General features: G+C 35.5%; 20 protein-coding genes, 2 tRNA genes, 1 riboswitch and 2 other annotated features. Of the genes, 17 read left to right on the forward strand and 5 right to left on the reverse strand.

Translation table 11 applies throughout. The features are described from left to right. Window positions 1-90: 90 nt before the first annotated feature. Window positions 91-522 (forward strand): FMN-binding protein, encoded by a 432-nt coding sequence (locus J2Z80_RS08065; protein ID WP_209453925.1) that lies wholly within the window; start codon window positions 91-93, stop codon window positions 520-522. A gap of 27 nt (window positions 523-549) precedes the next feature. Here the strand turns inward: J2Z80_RS08065 and J2Z80_RS08070 are convergent, their stop codons facing one another. Then, a complete protein-coding gene (locus tag J2Z80_RS08070; RefSeq protein ID WP_209453926.1) occupies window positions 550-984 on the reverse strand; it encodes a ferritin-like domain-containing protein in 435 nt (144 codons plus the stop codon). Between the two features lie 201 nt (window positions 985-1,185). After that, window positions 1,186-1,415 (forward strand) — a binding site (T-box leader). A 43-nt stretch (window positions 1,416-1,458) separates the two neighbouring features. On the opposite strand from J2Z80_RS08070, the gene ilvN reads away from it, so the two are divergent. The 12 genes from ilvN (at window position 1,459) to ribH (ending at window position 13,993) form a co-directional block, all read left to right on the forward strand. Further along, complete coding sequence (ilvN, locus tag J2Z80_RS08075; protein ID WP_209453948.1) at window positions 1,459-1,962, forward strand: acetolactate synthase small subunit; 504 nt, start codon at window positions 1,459-1,461, stop codon at window positions 1,960-1,962. Window position 1,963: 1 nt separating this feature from the next. Next, complete coding sequence (gene ilvC, locus J2Z80_RS08080; protein WP_209453927.1) at window positions 1,964-2,959, forward strand: ketol-acid reductoisomerase; 996 nt, start codon at window positions 1,964-1,966, stop codon at window positions 2,957-2,959. Between the two features lie 15 nt (window positions 2,960-2,974). Next, on the forward strand, window positions 2,975-4,168 hold the full coding sequence (locus tag J2Z80_RS08085) for a 2-isopropylmalate synthase (RefSeq protein ID WP_209453928.1): 1,194 nt from the start codon (window positions 2,975-2,977) through the stop codon (window positions 4,166-4,168). After that, window positions 4,159-5,415 (forward strand): 3-isopropylmalate dehydratase large subunit, encoded by a 1,257-nt coding sequence (gene leuC, locus J2Z80_RS08090; protein WP_209453929.1) that lies wholly within the window; start codon window positions 4,159-4,161, stop codon window positions 5,413-5,415. Before J2Z80_RS08085 ends, leuC begins: the two co-directional genes overlap by 10 nt. After that, window positions 5,416-5,901, forward strand: coding sequence for a 3-isopropylmalate dehydratase small subunit (leuD, locus tag J2Z80_RS08095; RefSeq protein ID WP_209453930.1), 486 nt, complete (start codon window positions 5,416-5,418; stop codon window positions 5,899-5,901). Continuing rightward, the gene (gene leuB, locus J2Z80_RS08100; RefSeq protein ID WP_209453931.1) at window positions 5,902-6,969 is read left to right on the forward strand and encodes a 3-isopropylmalate dehydrogenase; all 1,068 of its coding nucleotides are present in this window, start codon (window positions 5,902-5,904) and stop codon (window positions 6,967-6,969) included. 4 nt (window positions 6,970-6,973) lie between these two features. Next, on the forward strand, window positions 6,974-8,638 hold the full coding sequence (ilvD, locus tag J2Z80_RS08105) for a dihydroxy-acid dehydratase (RefSeq protein ID WP_209453932.1): 1,665 nt from the start codon (window positions 6,974-6,976) through the stop codon (window positions 8,636-8,638). Window positions 8,639-8,672: 34 nt separating this feature from the next. Further along, the gene (ilvB, locus tag J2Z80_RS08110) at window positions 8,673-10,328 is read left to right on the forward strand and encodes a biosynthetic-type acetolactate synthase large subunit (protein WP_209453933.1); all 1,656 of its coding nucleotides are present in this window, start codon (window positions 8,673-8,675) and stop codon (window positions 10,326-10,328) included. A 46-nt stretch (window positions 10,329-10,374) separates the two neighbouring features. Then, window positions 10,375-10,488: riboswitch (FMN riboswitch) on the forward strand. A gap of 68 nt (window positions 10,489-10,556) precedes the next feature. After that, window positions 10,557-11,639, forward strand: coding sequence for a bifunctional diaminohydroxyphosphoribosylaminopyrimidine deaminase/5-amino-6-(5-phosphoribosylamino)uracil reductase RibD (ribD, locus tag J2Z80_RS08115; RefSeq protein WP_209453934.1), 1,083 nt, complete (start codon window positions 10,557-10,559; stop codon window positions 11,637-11,639). Between the two features lie 8 nt (window positions 11,640-11,647). Continuing rightward, on the forward strand, window positions 11,648-12,268 hold the full coding sequence (locus J2Z80_RS08120; protein WP_209453935.1) for a riboflavin synthase: 621 nt from the start codon (window positions 11,648-11,650) through the stop codon (window positions 12,266-12,268). A gap of 43 nt (window positions 12,269-12,311) precedes the next feature. Next, a complete protein-coding gene (locus J2Z80_RS08125) occupies window positions 12,312-13,505 on the forward strand; it encodes a bifunctional 3,4-dihydroxy-2-butanone-4-phosphate synthase/GTP cyclohydrolase II (RefSeq protein WP_209453936.1) in 1,194 nt (397 codons plus the stop codon). A 20-nt stretch (window positions 13,506-13,525) separates the two neighbouring features. Then, a complete protein-coding gene (gene ribH, locus J2Z80_RS08130; protein ID WP_209453937.1) occupies window positions 13,526-13,993 on the forward strand; it encodes a 6,7-dimethyl-8-ribityllumazine synthase in 468 nt (155 codons plus the stop codon). Between the two features lie 52 nt (window positions 13,994-14,045). Here the strand turns inward: ribH and ytvI are convergent, their stop codons facing one another. Then, window positions 14,046-15,110: a sporulation integral membrane protein YtvI gene (gene ytvI / locus J2Z80_RS08135; protein ID WP_209453938.1), complete on the reverse strand. Its 1,065-nt coding sequence runs from the start codon at window positions 15,108-15,110 to the stop codon at window positions 14,046-14,048. A 91-nt stretch (window positions 15,111-15,201) separates the two neighbouring features. Next, window positions 15,202-15,369: a hypothetical protein gene (locus J2Z80_RS08140; RefSeq protein WP_209453939.1), complete on the reverse strand. Its 168-nt coding sequence runs from the start codon at window positions 15,367-15,369 to the stop codon at window positions 15,202-15,204. A 146-nt stretch (window positions 15,370-15,515) separates the two neighbouring features. On the opposite strand from J2Z80_RS08140, the gene lepB reads away from it, so the two are divergent. From lepB to J2Z80_RS08160, 4 genes are all read left to right on the forward strand, one after another. After that, the gene (gene lepB / locus J2Z80_RS08145; protein WP_209453940.1) at window positions 15,516-16,052 is read left to right on the forward strand and encodes a signal peptidase I; all 537 of its coding nucleotides are present in this window, start codon (window positions 15,516-15,518) and stop codon (window positions 16,050-16,052) included. A gap of 45 nt (window positions 16,053-16,097) precedes the next feature. Further along, window positions 16,098-16,282: a binding site (T-box leader), on the forward strand. Window positions 16,283-16,316: 34 nt separating this feature from the next. Beyond that, window positions 16,317-17,588 (forward strand): serine--tRNA ligase, encoded by a 1,272-nt coding sequence (gene serS, locus J2Z80_RS08150; RefSeq protein ID WP_209453941.1) that lies wholly within the window; start codon window positions 16,317-16,319, stop codon window positions 17,586-17,588. Between the two features lie 84 nt (window positions 17,589-17,672). Further along, window positions 17,673-17,761 (forward strand) — tRNA-Ser (locus tag J2Z80_RS08155). A 35-nt stretch (window positions 17,762-17,796) separates the two neighbouring features. Further along, a tRNA-Ser gene (locus tag J2Z80_RS08160) sits at window positions 17,797-17,890 on the forward strand. A 52-nt stretch (window positions 17,891-17,942) separates the two neighbouring features. Here J2Z80_RS08160 and J2Z80_RS08165 read toward each other — a convergent pair. Continuing rightward, window positions 17,943-18,221, reverse strand: a complete 279-nt coding sequence (locus J2Z80_RS08165; RefSeq protein ID WP_209453942.1) for a hypothetical protein — start codon at window positions 18,219-18,221, stop codon at window positions 17,943-17,945. A 34-nt stretch (window positions 18,222-18,255) separates the two neighbouring features. Next, complete coding sequence (locus J2Z80_RS08170) at window positions 18,256-19,485, reverse strand: LCP family protein (protein ID WP_209453943.1); 1,230 nt, start codon at window positions 19,483-19,485, stop codon at window positions 18,256-18,258. Window positions 19,486-19,552 lie beyond the last annotated feature (67 nt).

Below are 19,552 nucleotides of genomic sequence, written 5' to 3' on the forward strand. Positions count from 1 at the left end.
TTATTTAAACAAAAGAAGGAATTTTACATTTGATATCGAATATATATTAAGTGATGAAATGTCAAAATTTTTCTAAAAGGAGAGGTTAACATGAAAAAGGCTTTAGCTATAGGAATTGCTACGGCATTTATTACAATAAGCCTAGCAGGTTGTGGTTCAAATAGCTCAAATGCATCTTCTTCAGGTGCTTATAAAGACGGCACTTACAAAGCAGAGCAGGCTGCATTTGATGAACATGGGTATAAAGGTCAGATCGAGATAACTGTAAAAGATGGAAAAATAACAGATGTTTTGTATAATGAAGTTGATAAAAATGGCAAGTTCAAAAGAGATGACGCTGATTATGCATCGAAGATGAAAGCTAAAAACAACATAACTCCAAAAGAAGTAGATGAAAAACTTCAACAAGAATTGATAGATAGCCAAGATACATCAAAAGTCGATACTGTTGCAGGTGCAACAGAATCATCAAAGACATTTAAAGAATTGGCAGATGAAGCATTAAAAGATGCTAAGAAATAAAAGCTCCCTCCACGTGGAGGGATTTTTTTATGGATCTATTTTTAATATACCTAGAGCTTTTTCAAGATCTATTATATGATTTTCTTCTTCTAAAGCTATATTTCTGAGTTTCTGTCCTATATCAAATAATCCAAGGTTTTCTGCTTGTGATATTCTTTGATTGTATCCATTTAATGCGTCGTATTCATAGTTTAAATCTTGATAAAGCATTTCACGATTGTCAAGAGATGTTTGCCTTGGATACACTTCTACAGTTGGTATGCCACCAAGATATTGTATTATATCAGTCAGTATTATTGCATGTTCGTGCTCATCTTTTGCATGTTCTAATATTTTATCTATCACTTCTACGTATTCGCCTCCATGCAGCATACTGGAATGCTGTATATATTGAATCATTGCTGCGTATTCCTTTGTTAAATCAGAGTTCAAGTTTGAAATCAGTTCTTTTTTGCTTATCATAATAAAATCACCTCTCACTAAACATATGCTGATTTATAATATGATGTTACACTAAAAAAGTATTTTTTTGCTTAAAAAATTAAAATTTTTTAATAAATGTAAACGATGATTTATTTAGAATTTACAAAAAATTAAGTTGACTTATTTTAAATAAGCTGATAGAATAACTATTAATTTCACCTGTAATAATATTTAGTCAGTTTAAAAGCGATGATGGAGAGGGGTATATGTATAAGCTACAGAGAGCCGGTGGTTGCTGCAAACCGGTGCGAATACATATATTAGATCGCTCCGGAGTAGTTAAGTTGAAGCTTTAGTAGGCTTAACCGTATGACCTGCGTTAAAGGTAAAGTATGATTACTTGCTGAGGCATTTTACCGTGAGGTAAATGTGAAATCAGGTGGTACCGCGAGGCAATCCTCGCCCTGAATACGGGGCGAGGATTTTTTAGCATGTGAAGGGGGTGATATTATCATACACATTATATCTGTCTTAGTAAATAATCATTCTGGTGTTTTATCTCGGGTTGTAGGTCTTTTCTCGAGAAGAGGTTACAACATTGAAAGTCTTGCAGTTGGTACTACCGAGCAGAATGATCAATCTCGTATTACACTAACAGTCAATGGTGACGATTATGTAATAACACAGATAATAAGGCAGCTTAACAAGTTGTATGATGTCATTAAAGTTCAGGATGTTGGTAAATATCCCAATGTTTCAAGAGAACTTGTACTTGTAAAAGTGGAGATAAATTCAAATACAAGAGATGACATCATGCATATAGTTGAAACCTTCAGGGGGAAAGTCATTGATATTTCATTAGATTCAATCATCATTGAAATCACTGGTGACAGTGAAAAAGTTGAGGCATTTATAAAACTTATCAAACAATTTCAAGTCAGAGAACTTACAAGAACAGGTCTTATAACTTTAGAAAGAGGAAATAGAATTTTAAAAGAATATGAGGAGGAATTTTAAAATGGCAAGAATGTATTATGATGAGGATGCAGATCTAAATCTTTTGAAAGGCAAGAAAATTGCGATAATTGGCTATGGAAGCCAAGGTCATGCACATGCATTAAACTTAAAAGATTCAGGGCTTGATGTTGTTGTAGGTCTTTATGAAGGGAGCAAATCTGCTGAAAGGGCAAAAGAGAATGGACTTACAGTATTAAGTGTTGATGACGCCTGTGAAGCAGCTGATGTCATCATGATTTTAATACCTGATGAAAAGCAATCAAGGGTGTACAAAGAAAATATTGAAAAACATTTGAAACCAGGCAATGCTTTGGTATTTGCACATGGATTTAATATACACTTCCATCAAATAGTACCGCCAGAATATGTTGATGTGTTTATGGTTGCACCAAAGGGACCTGGGCATTTGGTAAGAAGAGTATTTACTGAGGGGAAAGGTGTACCAGATTTGGTTGCGGTGTATCAAAATTATACTGGAAAAGCTTTCGAACTTGCATTAGCTTATGCCAAAGGTATTGGTGGAACGAGAGCAGGTGTCTTGGAAACTACATTTAAAGAAGAGACAGAAACAGATCTTTTTGGAGAACAGGCTGTTTTATGTGGCGGTGTTACAGAGCTTATGAAAGCTGGATTTGAAACATTGGTAGAAGCAGGATACCAGCCTGAAATAGCGTACTTTGAGTGTATACATGAAATGAAACTTATAGTGGATTTGATCTATGAAGGCGGATTCGCAAACATGAGGTATTCTATATCTGACACGGCAGAATACGGTGATTATGTGACAGGAAAGAGAATAATCACAAAAGATACTAGAAATGAAATGAAAGAAGTTTTGAAGGAAATACAGAATGGAGAGTTTGCGAAAAAATGGCTTTTAGAAAATGCGGTAGGAAGACCACAGTTTAACGCTGTAAGAGAAAAAGAAGCAAATCAACAGCTTGAGAAAGTAGGAAAAGAGCTCCGCGGAATGATGTCATGGCTTAAAAAGAAATAAAGAGGGGGCTTGTATATGGGGGATAGAAAAGTCATTGTATTTGATACAACATTAAGAGATGGTGAGCAAACACCTGGTGTGAACTTTGACAAAGACAGCAAATACAAAATAGCAAAACAGCTTGTTTCACTTGGTGTAGATGTTATAGAAGCTGGTTTTCCTGCTGCATCAAACGGCGACTTCGAAGCGGTAAAGAATATAGCAGAAAATATTGGTGATGTAGTTGTAGCAGGATTATCAAGATGTGTGAAAAGTGATATAGATAAAACTTATGAAGCGCTGAAAAATGCTAAAAAATCAAGAATACATCTTTTTATAGCCACATCTGATATTCATCTAAAATACAAATTAAAAATATCAAGAGATGAAGCATTAAAAATGGCTGTTGAAAGTGTAAAATATGCTTCAGGTAAATTTGATGAGATACAATTTTCTGCAGAAGATGCTTCAAGGACGGATTGGGATTTTCTCGTGAAAATATTTAATGAAGTTGTTGATGCGGGAGCAAAAATAATCAATATACCTGACACTGTAGGCTATGCGGTTCCAAAAGAATTTGAAAAGTTAGTAGGATACGTTAAAAATCATATACATGATAAAGACAATGTTACAATAAGCGTTCATTGCCACAATGACCTAGGAATGGCTGTTGCCAATTCCCTTTCAGCATTGGAAAGCGGTGCTGAACAAGTTGAAGTAACTGTGTGCGGAATAGGGGAAAGAGCAGGAAATGCGTCTTTAGAAGAAGTCATTATGGCATTAAATACTCGAAAAGATTATTTCAATTTACCTCACAGTATAAATACTAGAGAAATATTTAGTACCTGCAAACTTGTAAGTGAACTTTCAGGTATCCAGCTACAACCTAATAAAGCGATTGTAGGTTCTAATGCATTTAGACATACTGCTGGAATTCACCAGCATGGAGTGATAAACAATAAAGCAACGTATGAAATAATGAGGCCTGAAGATATAGGAATCACTACAGATCATATATCGATGGGGAAGCTATCTGGCAGAAATGCTTTTGAATTGAAGTTGAAAAATATGGGATATGAGCTTTCCCGAGATGAAATCAATCTAGCTTTTAAAAAATTTAAAGATGTAGCAGACAATAAAAAAGTAGTGAATGATGATGATATAAAAGTGATTGTGGATGATGTTATTTTGAATACAAAAAGTTTCAAGGAGGGAGAGCTTTGGGGTTAACACTTACACAAAAAATTTTATCTGATAAAGCCGGATATGAAGTTAAACCCGGAGATCTTATAGAGATAGATGTGGACATGGTGCTTGGAAATGATGTCACATCACCTGTTGCGATAAAGGAATTTTTGAAGATAGGCGTAAAGAATGTATTTGATAGAGAGAAAATTGCACTGGTGCCAGACCATTTTGTTCCTAATAAAGACATAAAGTCTGCGGAACAGGTGAATATTGTAAGAAAATTTGCCAGGGAATATGGAATTGTAAACTTCTTTGAAGTTGGAAAGATGGGAATAGAACATGCCCTTTTGCCGGAAAAAGGCTTAGTATTGCCAGGAGATGTGGTAATAGGCGCAGATTCTCATACATGCACGTACGGTGCAATAACGTGTTTCTCTACAGGCATAGGAAGCACTGATATGGCCTGTGCCATGGCTACAGGTAAGGCATGGTTTAAAGTTCCTGAAGCTATCAGGTTTAACTTAAAAGGTAAGCTTAATAAATGGGTAAGTGGCAAGGATGTAATACTGTACATCATAGGAATGATAGGCGTTGATGGTGCACTGTATAAATCTATGGAGTTTACAGGTGATATCTCTTCTTTGTCAATTGATGACAGGTTTACAATTGCAAATATGGCAATAGAAGCAGGGGCTAAAAATGGTATTTTCGATTATGACGAAATTACCGAAACATATGTTAAAGGGAGAGCAAATAGAAAATACAAGGTATTTAAAGCCGATGAAGATGCAGATTACGTTGAAAGCTATGATATAGACTTATCAAAAATAAAACCACAAGTAGCATTTCCACATTTACCGGAAAACACAAAGCCAATAGATGAAGTAGGAAATATAAAAGTAGATCAAGTCGTGATTGGTTCTTGTACAAACGGGCGTATAACCGATATGGAAGTAACGTATGAAGTTTTAAAGGGTAAAAAGATTCATCCAGATGTTAGATTGATAATTTTCCCCGCTACACAGGATATATACCTTGAATGTGTAAAGAGAGGCTATATAGAAGAATTTATAAAAGCAGGTGCTGCAGTATCTACACCAACATGTGGTCCATGTTTAGGTGGTCACATGGGAATACTTGCAAAAGGTGAAAGAGCAATATCCACCACAAATAGAAACTTTGTAGGAAGGATGGGCCATACCGAAAGTGAAGTATACTTAGCAAGCCCAGCAGTAGCTGCTGCATCAGCCATAAAGGGATATATAGCAAGTCCTGAGGAGGTGGTATAAATGGAAGGAAAAGCAATAAAGTACGGTGATAATGTTGATACAGATGTAATAATACCTGCTAGATTTTTAAATACATCGGATCCAAAAGAACTTGCTTTACACTGCATGGAAGATATTGATAAAGATTTTAAAGACAAGGTTAAACCAGGAGATATAATGATTGCAGGATATAACTTTGGATGCGGATCATCTAGAGAACATGCTCCGATAGCAATAAAAGAATCAGGCATATCATGTGTCATTGCAAAGTCTTTTGCAAGGATTTTCTACAGAAATGCCATAAATATAGGTTTGCCTATCTTAGAATGTCCTGATGCAGCATCTGCGATAGAAGATGGGGATATAGTATCGGTTGACTTAGAGACAGGTATTATAAGAGATATAACTAAAGGCATTGAGTTTAAATCGCAGCCGTTTCCTGAGTTTATAAAGAAAATTATTGAATGTGGCGGCCTTATCAACTATGTTAAGGAAAAGGTGGTATAAATGTACAAAATAGCTGTATTGCCTGGTGATGGAATAGGAAAAGAAGTTATAGAGGAAGCATTGAAAGTATTGAGTGCAGTTTCAGAGAAGTATGGGATAGAATTTGATATAAAAAAATATTTGTTTGGCGGGTCTGCAATTGATGAGTACGGTACTCCATATCCTAAAGAGACGGAAGAAGCGTGTCTTGAAAGCGATGCTGTTCTATTAGGTGCTGTTGGTGGTCCGAAATGGGATGATTTAGATGGAGACAAAAGGCCTGAGGCAGGTCTTCTGGCATTGAGAAAAAGCCTTGATGTGTACGCAAATCTAAGACCTGCCATCCTTTTTAGCTCCTTGAAAAGTGCATCTCCACTTAAAGATGAGCTTTTAAAAGATGGTTTAGATGTGCTTGTTGTAAGAGAACTGACAGGTGGCATATATTTTGGCGATAGAGGAACGGAAAAGATAGATTATGGTTATAAAGCGTATGATACAGAAGCTTATACCACAAAAGAAATAGAAAGAATAGCTCATATTGCTTTTAAAGCTGCTAGAAATAGAAAGAAGAAAGTTACATCTGTTGATAAAGCAAACATATTGGATTCATCAAGACTATGGAGAAAAGTTGTCAATGAAGTAAGCAAGGAATACCCAGATGTAGATTTAAACCATCAGTATGTTGACAATTGCTCGATGCAGCTTATAAAAGATCCGTCCCAGTTTGATGTAATACTTACATCAAATATGTTTGGCGATATTTTATCTGATGAAGCATCACAGCTTACAGGTTCTATAGGAATGTTGCCATCTGCAAGTTTGAGAGGTGATAAAGTGGGGTTATACGAGCCTGTTCATGGTTCGGCGCCAGATATTGCAGGTACTAAAAAGGCCAATCCATTGGCGACTATATTATCAGTTGCAATGATGCTGGAATATTCATTTGATAGGCTTGATGCCGCAAATGATATAAGAAAGGCTGTAAATGAGCTGTTAGAAGATGGATACAGGACATCTGATTTAGGAAGTGGTATTATTTTAAATACTGAAGAGATGGGAGACATGGTTTTAAAGTATTTAAAGAGGTGATTTTATGTTAAGTGATAGTGTGAAGAAAGGAGTCGAAAAAGCGCCCCATAGATCATTATTATACGCTTTAGGGCTTACAGATGAAGAAATAAACAGGCCAATAATAGGTATTGCAAATTCGAAAAATGATATAATTCCAGGGCACATAAATCTTGACAAAATAGCTGATGCTGTAAAAGCAGGTGTAAGGCTTGCTGGCGGAACACCTATAGAGTTTTCAACAATAGGCGTTTGTGACGGTATAGCTATGAACCACAAAGGAATGAAATATTCTCTGGCCTCTAGGGAATTAATTGCAGACAGCGTTGAAACAATGGCAATGGCTCACGGGTTTGACGGACTCGTATTGATACCAAACTGTGATAAAATCGTTCCGGGTATGCTTATGGCTGCTGCAAGGCTAAACATACCGACGGTAGTTATAAGTGGAGGGCCGATGCTTGCTGGCAGCTACGAAGGAGAAATATGCGACTTAAGCTCTATGTTTGAAGCTGTAGGAGCATTGAAGGCAGGTAAGATAAGTGAGGAAGAGTTAAAGGCGATGGAGATGTCTGCTTGTCCTACGTGTGGCTCATGTTCAGGAATGTTTACTGCAAATACGATGAATTGCCTTACAGAAGGGCTTGGCATAGGACTTCCTGGCAATGGAACGATACCTGCCGTTTACTCAGAAAGGATAAGGCTTGCAAAAAAAGCAGGAATGAAGATAGTAGAGCTTGTAGAAAAGGATATTAAGGCAAGGGATATTTTGACAGAAGATGCATTTATAAATGCCTTTTGCTTAGATATGGCTTTGGGTGGCTCTACAAATACGGTTCTTCACTTAAAAGCAATTGCCCATGAGGCTGGAATTGATATTCCACTTCAAAAGATAAATGAGATTAACCAGAAAGTGCCAAATCTTTGCAAATTAAGCCCTGCAGGAAAGTACCACATCGAAGATCTATATCATGCGGGCGGTATACAGGCAGTGTTGAGAGAATTATCTAAATTAAATGTCTTAAATACAGATTGTATGACTGTAACTTGTAAGACATTAGGAGACAACTTTAAAGATGCAAAGATAAAAAATCATGATGTAATACATTCAGTAGAAGATCCCTACAGCAATACGGGCGGTTTGGCGATTTTGTATGGAAATATTGCAAAAGACGGTTCTGTCGTAAAAGCATCTGCTGTATCTCCTGAAATGCTTCGTCATTCAGGACCTGCCAGAGTATTTGATTCAGAAGATGAGGCTATAAAAGCGATTTACGATGGTAAAATACAAAAAGGCGATGTAGTTGTAATTAGATATGAAGGACCTAAAGGTGGACCGGGGATGAGGGAAATGCTAAGCCCGACATCGGCCCTTGCTGGTATGGGGCTTGATAAAGACGTGGCTCTTATAACAGATGGCAGATTTTCTGGTGCAACAAGAGGAGCTTGCATCGGTCATGTGTCACCTGAGGCTATGGAAGGTGGAGAAATAGCTCTAATAAACGATGGAGATATCATAGATATAGACATACCAGGAAGAAAGCTAAATTTGAGAGTAAGCGATGAAGAGATAGAGAACAGAAGAAAAAATTTCAAAAAACCTGAGCCACATATTAAGACAGGGTATATGGCAAGATACGCAAAATTGGTCACGTCTGCAAATACTGGTGCGGTTTTAAAGAATGTATAGTTTTAAATAATTGTTGGGAAAGGAGGCGTGATACATGATATTGAAAGGATCGCAAGTTATAATAGAAGTTTTAAAAGAACAGGATGTAGATACTGTATTTGGTATACCCGGTGGTTCTGTTATACCACTTTACGATGCTTTGTACGATTCTGATTTAAATCATATTCTTGCAACACATGAGCAGATGGCTGCTCATATGGCAGATGGATATGCAAGAGTAACGGGAAAAGTTGGTGTATGTATAGCTACATCTGGTCCAGGTGCCACAAATTTAGTAACAGGCATTGCAAATGCATATATGGATTCTGTGCCTATTGTTGCCATAACAGGTCAAGTTGCTACAAGCTTGATAGGTAAAGATTCCTTTCAGGAAGTAGACATTACCGGGATTACTATGCCTGTAACAAAGCATAATTTCATAGTAAAATCACCTGATAAATTAGCTGATACTTTAAGAGAAGCATTTTTTATAGCAAAGGAAGGAAGGCCTGGACCTGTTCTTGTAGATATACCAAAAGATATACAAACAACAGATATGAATTTTATCAAGCGAAAAGATTTTTACGTCGAAGTTAAGAAGCATCATGTAGATGAATCGGATTTGACAAAAGCTGCGGAATTAATAAATTCAAGCAAAAAGCCTGTTATATTTGCAGGTGGTGGAGTTATATGGGGAGAAGCGTCCAAAAGCTTATATGATTTTGCAAAAGAAAATATGATTCCTGTAGCGACTTCTCTGATGGGTTTAGGATGTTTTCCAGAGGACGATGAATTGTCACTGGGACTTATAGGAATGCACGGAAGCAGATATGCCAATACAGCCATTTATAAGTCTGACTTAGTAATTGCCATAGGTACTAGATTCAGCGACAGAGTTGCTGGTAAGGTAGGTGGATTAGCACCAAATGCAAAGGTCATCCATATCGATATAGATCCTGCAGAAATCGGGAAGAATGTCGATGTAGATGTGCCACTTGTTGGAGATATTAAAGAAGTGCTATCACTGTTAAACGATAGGATTGAAGATATCAATCATGAAGAATGGGTTCAAGAGCTTTTATCTATAAGGGAGAAAACGTCGTTTAAGTATAAAGACGATGGAAAACTAAAGCCTCAGTGGATAATAGAAAAGGTGCAGGAAATAGGGAAAGACAACCTTATTATGGCAACGGAAGTAGGGCAAAATCAGATGTGGACCGCCCAATATTTTAAATTTAAAGAGCCTAGAACATTTGTGACTTCTGGTGGACTTGGCACAATGGGATTTGGGCTTCCTGCGTCAATTGGTGCACAAGTAGGGCGAAATGACAAGAGAGTGGTAAATATTGCAGGCGACGGCAGCATAAGAATGAATATTCATGCTCTTGAGACAATGGCTATATACAATATACCTGTTATAACTATTATTCTCAATAATCAAACACTTGGTATGGTAAGACAATGGCAGAATCTCCTTTTCAATAAAAGATATTCCCAGACGGATTTAAATCCAAACCTTGATTTTTCAAAAGTAGCGGAAGCGTTTGGAATCTCTGGCAGGAGGATTTACACAAAAGAAGAGTTTGAAGAATCATTAAAAGAGGCATTATCTAATAATAAGCCATACGTGTTGGAATGCATGATAGACAAAGATGAGATGGTTCTTCCTTTTATTCCTGCTGGAGGAACTATTGAAGAAATGATAGATTAGTATTTTTATTAAAAGTATGATATAATGTAGAAAATTGAATAAATTTAAAAACCTTCAGGGATTGGTGAAATTCCATACCGGCGGTAAAGCCCGCGAGCCTTATGGCAGATCTGGTTAGATTCCAGAGCCGACAGTACAGTCTGGATGAAAGAAGGTAGACAGGTAATTTTGTAGAAATGCCCTGAAGTATTATATGCTTCAGGGCTAAATTTATTTTGAGGTGTTTTTATGGAGAAATACATGAAAAGGGCATTACAGCTTGCTAAACTTGGTGTAGGACACACAAACCCAAATCCTTTAGTAGGAGCTGTAATTGTTAAAAATGGCAAAATTATAGGTGAAGGTTATCATGAATACTATGGAGGACCACATGCGGAAATAAATGCATTAAAAAATGCTAAAGAAGATGTAAAAGGAGCTCAGCTTTATGTCACATTAGAACCGTGTTGTCATTATGGTAAAACGCCGCCTTGTGTAGATGCTATTGTGAAATCAGGCATAAAAGATGTTTTTATTGCCATGGAGGATCCAAATAAACTTGTTTCAGGAAAGGGAATAAAACATCTTAAAGAAGCAGGCTTAAATGTGTATACAGGTTTATTAAAAGATGAGGCAGAGAAGTTAAATGAAATATTTATAAAGTACATTACTACTAAAAAGCCGTATGTAATATTAAAGTCTGCCATGACGATTGATGGGAAGATTGCAACTACTACAGGTGATTCTAAATGGATAACAAATGAAAAATCGAGAGAACATGTTCATATGATGAGAGGCGGCGTTATGGCAATAATGGTAGGTATAAACACAGTTATAAAAGATAATCCATATCTTACGACGCGAATAGATGGGCTTAAGAATCCTTTAAGGGTGATTGTTGATAGCCGCGGCAGGATTCCTCTAGATGCAAATGTTGTAATTGACAAATCTGCTAGGACAATAGTAGCAACAACGGATATGATGCCCTATAAAAAAGTAAAAGCATTAAAGGATTCATGTGTAGATGTCATTGTACTTGACAAGCTAAACAATGAAGTAGATTTAAAGAAATTGATGGATATGTTAGGTGAAATGGGTATAGACAGTGTGATCATAGAAGGTGGAGGAACACTAAATTATTCTGCTTTAAAAGAAGGAATAGTAGATAAAGTGATGTTTTATATAGCTCCAAAAATAATAGGTGGAAGCAATTCTTTAACGCCTGTAGAAGGAAAAGGCATTGATTTGATTAAAGATGCCATAATTGTTGAAAAATTAGACGTAAAAAGATTTGATGATGACATACTTATGGAAGGTTATATTAAAAAGTAGGTGTTACTATGTTTACAGGAATAATAGAAGAGATTGGAAAAGTTAAGATGGTACAACGTGGAGATATTACAAAAATAGCAATTGAATGCGAAAAAGTTTTAGACGGTACAGCAATTGGAGATAGCATAGCTGTAAATGGAGTATGCTTGACTGTTACAAATGTAGCTAAAAATCTATTTATGGCAGATATTATGAATGAAACGTTAAAATCCAGTAATTTAGGAGACCTAAAAATAGGAAGCATGGTCAATTTAGAAAGAGCTTTAAGCATATCTGGCAGGTTAAATGGCCATATTGTGACAGGACACGTAGATACTGTCGGTACAATAGTTAATAAAAATCGAATTATGAATTCAAATGTATTTAAAATTAAAATCGATGAAAGGTACTCAAAATACGTTACAAGCAAAGGAAGCATAGCTGTTGACGGAATAAGTTTGACAGTTGTGGAGGCGTCAGCTTCATATTTTACGGTTTCTGTCATACCGCATACGGAGTTAAATACAACACTAAACTTTAAGAGAATCGGAGATAGTGTCAATATAGAAGTAGACATACTATCGAAATATGCTGAAAAACTGCTGTTAAAAAAAGGGATAAAAGAGCTTGTATTAGAAAATATCTTTTGATTATTTAACATATTTTTATTAAATTTTAAGGAGATGTGTATAAATGCTTGATACGATAGAAAGTGCAATAGAAGACATCAAAAATGGGAAAATGGTCATAGTAGTTGATGACGAAGACAGGGAGAATGAAGGGGACTTAGTGATGGCAGCAGAAAAAGTTAGAGGCGAAGATATAAATTTTATGATAAAGTATGGCCGTGGACTAGTATGTGTTCCCATGAGTGATAAAAGGCTTAAAGAATTAAATATAGGCAAGATGGTATCTGAAAATACTGATAACAGAGAAACTGCCTTTACTGTATCTGTAGATCACAAAAGCTGTAAAACTGGCATTTCGGCGTATGAAAGGGCGCTTACAATAAGAATGCTTATAGACGATAATTCTAAACCGGATGATTTTACGAAGCCAGGGCATGTATTTCCACTAGAAGCAAAAGAAGGGGGTGTTTTGGTGAGGGCAGGACACACAGAAGCTGCTTATGATTTGTCGAGGCTTGCAGGTTTAAAAGGTGCTGGCGTAATCTGTGAAATCATAAAAGATGACGGTAGGATGGCTAGACTTCCAGAGCTTATAGAATTTTCAAAAAGGTTTAACCTAAAGATAATATCTATAGCCGATCTGATTGAATACAGGAGGAAGAAAGAAAAACTAATAAGGAGAGTGGCTGAAGCATATCTTCCTACAAAATACGGCGATTTCAACATAATAGGATATGAAGAAATTTTGACTGGTAAAGAACATGTGGCGTTAGTAAGAGGAGAATTGACAGAGGAACCTACGCTTGTTAGAGTTCATTCAGAGTGCTTAACAGGTGATATAATGGGTTCTTTAAGATGTGATTGTGGCGATCAGCTTCATGCAGCGATGGAAAGAATAGGAAAAAAAGGAGGTGTCCTTTTATACTTAAGACAAGAAGGCAGGGGAATAGGACTTTTAAACAAGATTAAAGCATACCACTTACAGGACGAAGGTCTTGATACGGTTGATGCTAATCTTAGATTGGGTTTTCCTGCTGATATGAGAGAATACGGAATAGGAGCTCAGATTTTAAAAGATTTAGGACTTAAAAAGCTTAGGATAATGACCAACAACCCTAAAAAATTAGCTTGTTTATCTGGCTATGGGCTTGAAATAATTGAAAGAGTTCCTATAGAAGTATCTATAAACAAGCACAATAAAAAATATCTTAAAACAAAAAAAGAAAAGTTTGGTCATATATTTCATGCATTTCAATAATTAGTAAAGGGGAGATTATTTTGAGGACATATGAAGGAAAACTTATAGGTGATGGCTTAAAGTTTGGCATCGTAGTAAGCAGGTTTAATGAATTCATAACAAGTAAACTTCTAGATGGTGCTTTGGATGCTTTAAGAAGGCATGGTGTAGATGATGACAGCATTGAAATTGCTTGGGCACCAGGTGCCTTTGAGATTCCTTTTATTTCAAAGAGGATGGTCATGACTAAAAAATATGATGCGGTAATTGCACTTGGTGCTGTTATAAGAGGTGATACACCCCATTTTGATTATGTAGCTAATGAAGTTTCAAAAGGAATTGCAAAGATATCACTCGATTTTGATATACCTGTAATATTTGGAATCCTTACAACGGACACAGTAGAGCAGGCAATCATGAGAGCTGGAATAAAATCAGGCAACAAAGGATTTGACGCTGCTGTAACAGCTTTGGAAATGGTCAATTTGATAAAAGAACTAGATACCTAATAAAAATAAACGTTCATCTTAAAAGCATTGATGCTTAAAAGATGAACGTTTTTCATTTCCACGAAGGTATTATTCCTGATTTTTGAAAAGTTTTAAATACAACAACAAAAACTGGTCCCATAATGAGGCCGAATCCTCCGAAAAGTTTTGCACCAATAAACATAGACAAAAGCGTTACAAGAGGATGAAGACCTATGCTTTGTCCAACGATTTTAGGCTCTATCATCTGCCTTACAATTGTTACAATGCCATACAAAATCAGCAAGTAGATACCTATTAAGTAATTTTTAGTAAGTATATTGTACAATGCCCATGGTACTAAAACAGAACCTGATCCTAAAACAGGAAGTATATCTATGAAGCTTACTAAAAGCCCTAGCAAAAACGCATAATCAAATCCTATTATTGTAAGACCTATTGAAACTTCCATGAAAGTGATAAACATTATGGTTATTTCTGCTCGTATAAATCCTATTAGGGTTTGGAAAAGATCGCCTTTTATATTTTCTGCATGTAAAGCCCAGTTTGAAGGGAACTGCCTTTTTATAAAGTTTAGTATTAGCCATTTGTCTTTGCTTAAAAAGAATGTTGATACGATCGTTATAAGTGACATAAAGAAAAAATTAGGAAGTTTTGTTGCTAAACCTAAAATCCAAGCAGCGAAGTTTTTAGCGTATATAGATATGTTATTTAAAATGGATTGAAGATTGTTCTCCAAAAAAGTTGAGATATTAGTGGGGAGTGAAATATAATATCTTCTAATCCTGTCAATTAAATCAGATATAACAACATCGAAGTTTTTTGTATAATTTGGCGCATGTTCTGCCAAAGTATTTAGTTCAAAAACAAGTTGTGTAACTAAGAGACTTATTAAAAGTCCTATTATAGCAATTAGTAGAAGAATTAAAAATGCAGATGATAATCCCCTTGGTATTTTTAGTTTTTTTTCCAAGAATTCAACGGCAGGGTCAATTAAGATTGCTAAAAACAGTGCAACCGCAAATGGCATTAAGAAAGGAATTAATTTAAAAACAAATAAATAAAAAATTATAATGAATGCCAGTATTATAGTCACATTTTTTATCGCGCTTTGATATCGTAAGAGAAAATCTTTCACAAAAAAACCCCTCCTTATTTTAATTATAATATGATAAAAGGCAAGTGTCTACAGTAATCAATAAATAAAATCCGGTTTCTCCGGATTTTATTTATTGGGCGGTCTTAATTTTAATTTCGTATGACTTTTTGGCTATTTCCGATTTAGATATTATTCCTTTTTCAATAAGCAATTCTATCAATGATGTTATAGCCAATGTATTTTTATACTCTGTGTCTTTTAAATCGGCGATTTCTAGTAAATATTTAATTTCGTTCATCGGATTCCCCCTAACTTATTTTTATATAGTAATTATTGACATCTTTATATATTATATACATAAATATTAGTTAAGTGTCTAATGTTAGCATTTAACACTACAATGTGATATAATATTTTTGTATATTTTAAAAAGGAGATTGGACGATGAAGAGCAACACTAAAAAGGAAATTTTAAGTTGGATTCTGACTATCGGCCTTGCATTTATTATTGCGATGTTAATTAGGACATACATCTTTGAACTTGTTGATGTGCCGACAGGTTCAATGCTTAACACGATACAGCTTAATGATAAATTTGTAGAATTGAAATTTATATATAGATTCGAGCCTATAAAAAGAGGAGATATTGTTGTATTTAAATATCCTGACGACCCATCTGTGAATTTTGTAAAAAGGGTAATCGGTATAGGTGGTGATACAATAGAGATTAAGAATGGCATTTTATATAGAAATGGTGTACCTGTCAAAGAGCCGTATCTTAAAGAACCTATGAATAAAAATGAAACATTTGGACCATACAAAGTGCCTCCAAATCATTATTTTATGCTAGGTGATAACAGAAATCAGTCACTTGATTCAAGATATTGGAAAAATAAATATGTATCTAGGGACGCGATAATGGGGAAAATAGTATTTAGAATATGGCCTTTAAGCCGTTTTGGATCTATGGTTGGGAAATAATTATTGAAATTGAGAAATTTGTATAGTATAATTTATTTTAAGTTAAAAGAAGCTTTGAAGGGCCAATAATATGTATAGTATTTAAGAGAGCTGGTGGTGGGTGTAAACCAGTATATGTACATATTTATCCAGCCTGGAGCTATGGTTAATAACCATCGGGCGACCGTTAAATCAGTGATGAGGGCTTTTTGGCTAAATCAGGGTGGCAACACGGAAATCCCGTCCCTAAAGTAGGGCGGGATATTTTATTAGGAGGTGTAAATTATGCTTGATATTAAAAGGATAAGAAATAATCCAGATGAAGTAAAGAGAGCTATAGAACTTAAAAAAGAAAACTCAAATATTGATGAATTTTTAGAGATTGACGAAAAAAGAAGAGAGATTTTAAAAGAATTAGAGTCTTTGAAGAATAAGCGAAACAAAGAATCTGAAAACATCGCCAAGTTAAAAAGAGAAGGCAAAGACGCTGAAGAACTGATAAAAGAAATGAGAGAAATATCTGATAAGATTAAAGCTATGGAAAGCGATGTAAAACAATATGACGAAAGATTAGAAGAGCTTCTTTGGACTATACCAAATATTCCTCATGAAAGTGTTCCAGTAGGAGATAGCGATGCAGATAATGTTGAGGTCCGCAGATGGGGCGATGTAAGGAAGTTTGACTTTGAGGTAAAGCCTCATTGGGATATAGGTGTTGAACTGGGAATTTTAGATTTTGAAGCTGCGTCCCGTGTTACAGGTTCAAGGTTTACATTTTACAAAGGATTAGGATGTAGACTTGAAAGGTCCCTTATAAGCTTTATGATGGATCTTCATACAGAAAAGCATGGCTATACAGAAGTTTTTCCTCCATTTATGGTACACAGAAGAAGTATGTATGGAACAGGTCAACTTCCAAAGTTTGAAGAGGATGCATTTAAAGTAGCTGACACGGATTATTTCTTGATTCCGACAGCAGAAGTTCCTGTTACAAACATGTATAGAGAGACGATAATTGATGCTGAAAAGCTTCCTATTTATAACTGCGCTTACAGTGCATGTTTCAGGCAAGAAGCAGGTTCTGCTGGAAGGGATACAAGAGGATTAATAAGGCAGCATCAATTTAATAAAGTAGAACTGGTTAAAATTACTGAGCCTGAAAAGTCTTATGAAGAGCTGGAGAAAATGGTAAATGATGCTGAGGACGTATTAAAGACTTTAGGAATACCATACAGGGTTGTTTCAATATGCACTGGGGACCTTGGATTTACAGCGGCAAAGAAGTATGACCTTGAAGTTTGGATGCCAAGCTATGGAAGATATGTTGAGATATCATCATGCAGCAACTGTGAAGACTTCCAGGCTAGAAGGGCAAATATAAAATACAGACCTAAAGGCGGAGGGAAGGCACAGTATGTTCACACATTAAATGGCTCAGGTGTAGCGGTTGGAAGGACATTTGCGGCAATATTGGAAAACTATCAACAGGAAGATGGCTCTGTTATCATACCTGAAGCATTAAGACCTTACATGAAATGCGACGTTATAAGGAAATAAAAGGATTTAATAGCATTAAATATTTGAGTCATGATTATTGACAACTTCGCCGGTATATGATATACTTTATATCGTTCCCGGCTTGGAGAGGTGTCCGAGGGGTTTAAGGAGCTGGTCTTGAAAACCAGTGTCTCTTAACGGAGCCGTGGGTTCGAATCCCACCCTCTCCGCCATTAGTTTAATATATATTAAAGATTGTAGCTAACATGGAGAAGTACCCAAGTTGGTGAAGGGGCGGTCCTGCTAAGACTGTAGGTCGGGGATAACCCGGCGCGAGGGTTCAAGTCCCTCCTTCTCCGCCATGTATAAGCTACTTTTTTCATGCTTAAAATAAAAAAAGGCGTAATAACGCCTTTAAAAAACATCTGATGGATATGTTCTTTGTGTTGTTTTCGAGTTATCTAGGTAATGAAGGTGTGCTGTTATGCTGACTATATGTGAATTTGCATTATGGTGTATTTTTACATCTGATGGCCTTCCATCGTCTTGATGATAGCTTAAGTACATCTCCAGTAATTTTTTTGCGTTGTCTTCATTAAAATCCTCAAATGTATATTCATTTTCAGGAAGTTCCAATTTTATGCTGTGAAGCCCGTCTTTTGATGAACGCGTTTCTCTTATGGCATTAAGCATTTTTATCACCTCAGAAGTATTTTTTCATATTTCGTTATTTTTTATCCTCACCTATGATGACTACTACATCTGCGTTTTTATCCAAACTTTCATCGTTTAATACATTTTTAATAGATAATGCATTAGCCACTTTATTAGCTTTATCTATATTACTGTTTGTATAGACAAACGATTCTGAATAATCTTTAGTTTTGGCATTAGCTATTTTGACCACGTTAAATCCTAGACTTTTTAATTTATTAGCATATTTTGTGGCTAGGCCTTGTACTGTTGTTCCGTTAAAAACTTCTACTTTTATAGTGTTATTGATTGGTGAATAGGTCACTTGTGAAACAGTACTTATAGAATTGCTATTTTGACCATTTCCGAACATTTCTGATGCAATTTCCATTGCTTTTTGTGCATCAACAAAATAATAGCTTAAATTATCCATATACCCGCCTTCGCCTGGAAGTATTGAAGTATTAATATTCTGAGGTTTATTCTTGACAAAATCTAATGCATATGAGGCAATATCCTTTGTAGTTAAATCTGTTCTCACATTTTTACTTAATGTTATTGCTAGTGAAGGAATCTTTGGAAGAATTGATGGGGTTGTAACTTTTTTTATGAAAGCTTTTAAAAATTCTTGTTGAGCATTTATTCTTCCTATATCCCCCTCTGTATAGCCGTGTCTGTAGCGTACGAATTGAAGGGCTTTTTCACCATCTAATACTTGAAGTCCCTTTTTTAGATTAATGTGAAGGGGCGGTTTTGCTACATTGTCATCATATTTCATATTGAAAGGGACGTTTACTTCAACACCACCTATTGTATCTATAATTTCTTTGAATCCATCATAAGTTAAAATTACGTAATTGTCTATTTTTATTCCAAGCAGGTCTTCTACAGCATTTTTTAAACCATCTATTTTTTGCTCTGAATAGGCCGCATTGATTTTTTTCTCACTAGGGTTATTATAACCGGGCCTTGGATAATACGTATCGCGTGGAATCGATAACATCTCAATTTCCTTTTTATCTTTATCAAAAGTTGCTACAAATATAGTATCTGATAAACCATCGGCGTCTCCTACAAATAAAATATTTTTTTTGTCTGAACTATTGTCATTTTGTTTAACAGACTTAACTGGAGTTGTATTATCGTTAGAGTTGTTTGCAGGTTTTACAACGTTTAAATTTCTATAATACATAAAAATACCTGTACCTATTGATATTGCTATTCCTAGAATGACAAAAATAGAAATTTTAAAGAACTTATTCATTCATATATCACATCCTTTGTAGTTGTACATTTCTATTTATTATTTATTACTAATATACATTATAGAT

Source organism: Thermoanaerobacterium butyriciformans (assembly GCF_017874545.1).
GTDB lineage: Bacteria > Bacillota > Thermoanaerobacteria > Thermoanaerobacterales > Thermoanaerobacteraceae > Thermoanaerobacterium > Thermoanaerobacterium butyriciformans.

Excerpts from the sequence above, each read along its gene's own strand:
- J2Z80_RS08065 (WP_209453925.1), top strand. The coding sequence starts at position 91 with ATGAAAAAGGCTTTAGCTATAGGAATTGCTACGGCATTTATTACAATA.
- J2Z80_RS08070 (WP_209453926.1), bottom strand. The coding sequence starts at position 984 with ATGATAAGCAAAAAAGAACTGATTTCAAACTTGAACTCTGATTTAACA.
- ilvC (WP_209453927.1), top strand. The coding sequence starts at position 1,964 with ATGGCAAGAATGTATTATGATGAGGATGCAGATCTAAATCTTTTGAAA.
- J2Z80_RS08085 (WP_209453928.1), top strand. The coding sequence starts at position 2,975 with ATGGGGGATAGAAAAGTCATTGTATTTGATACAACATTAAGAGATGGT.
- leuD (WP_209453930.1), top strand. The coding sequence starts at position 5,416 with ATGGAAGGAAAAGCAATAAAGTACGGTGATAATGTTGATACAGATGTA.
- leuB (WP_209453931.1), top strand. The coding sequence starts at position 5,902 with ATGTACAAAATAGCTGTATTGCCTGGTGATGGAATAGGAAAAGAAGTT.
- ilvD (WP_209453932.1), top strand. The coding sequence starts at position 6,974 with ATGTTAAGTGATAGTGTGAAGAAAGGAGTCGAAAAAGCGCCCCATAGA.
- ilvB (WP_209453933.1), top strand. The coding sequence starts at position 8,673 with ATGATATTGAAAGGATCGCAAGTTATAATAGAAGTTTTAAAAGAACAG.
- ribD (WP_209453934.1), top strand. The coding sequence starts at position 10,557 with ATGGAGAAATACATGAAAAGGGCATTACAGCTTGCTAAACTTGGTGTA.
- J2Z80_RS08120 (WP_209453935.1), top strand. The coding sequence starts at position 11,648 with ATGTTTACAGGAATAATAGAAGAGATTGGAAAAGTTAAGATGGTACAA.
- J2Z80_RS08125 (WP_209453936.1), top strand. The coding sequence starts at position 12,312 with ATGCTTGATACGATAGAAAGTGCAATAGAAGACATCAAAAATGGGAAA.
- J2Z80_RS08140 (WP_209453939.1), bottom strand. The coding sequence starts at position 15,369 with ATGAACGAAATTAAATATTTACTAGAAATCGCCGATTTAAAAGACACA.
- lepB (WP_209453940.1), top strand. The coding sequence starts at position 15,516 with ATGAAGAGCAACACTAAAAAGGAAATTTTAAGTTGGATTCTGACTATC.
- serS (WP_209453941.1), top strand. The coding sequence starts at position 16,317 with ATGCTTGATATTAAAAGGATAAGAAATAATCCAGATGAAGTAAAGAGA.
- J2Z80_RS08165 (WP_209453942.1), bottom strand. The coding sequence starts at position 18,221 with ATGCTTAATGCCATAAGAGAAACGCGTTCATCAAAAGACGGGCTTCAC.
- J2Z80_RS08170 (WP_209453943.1), bottom strand. The coding sequence starts at position 19,485 with ATGAATAAGTTCTTTAAAATTTCTATTTTTGTCATTCTAGGAATAGCA.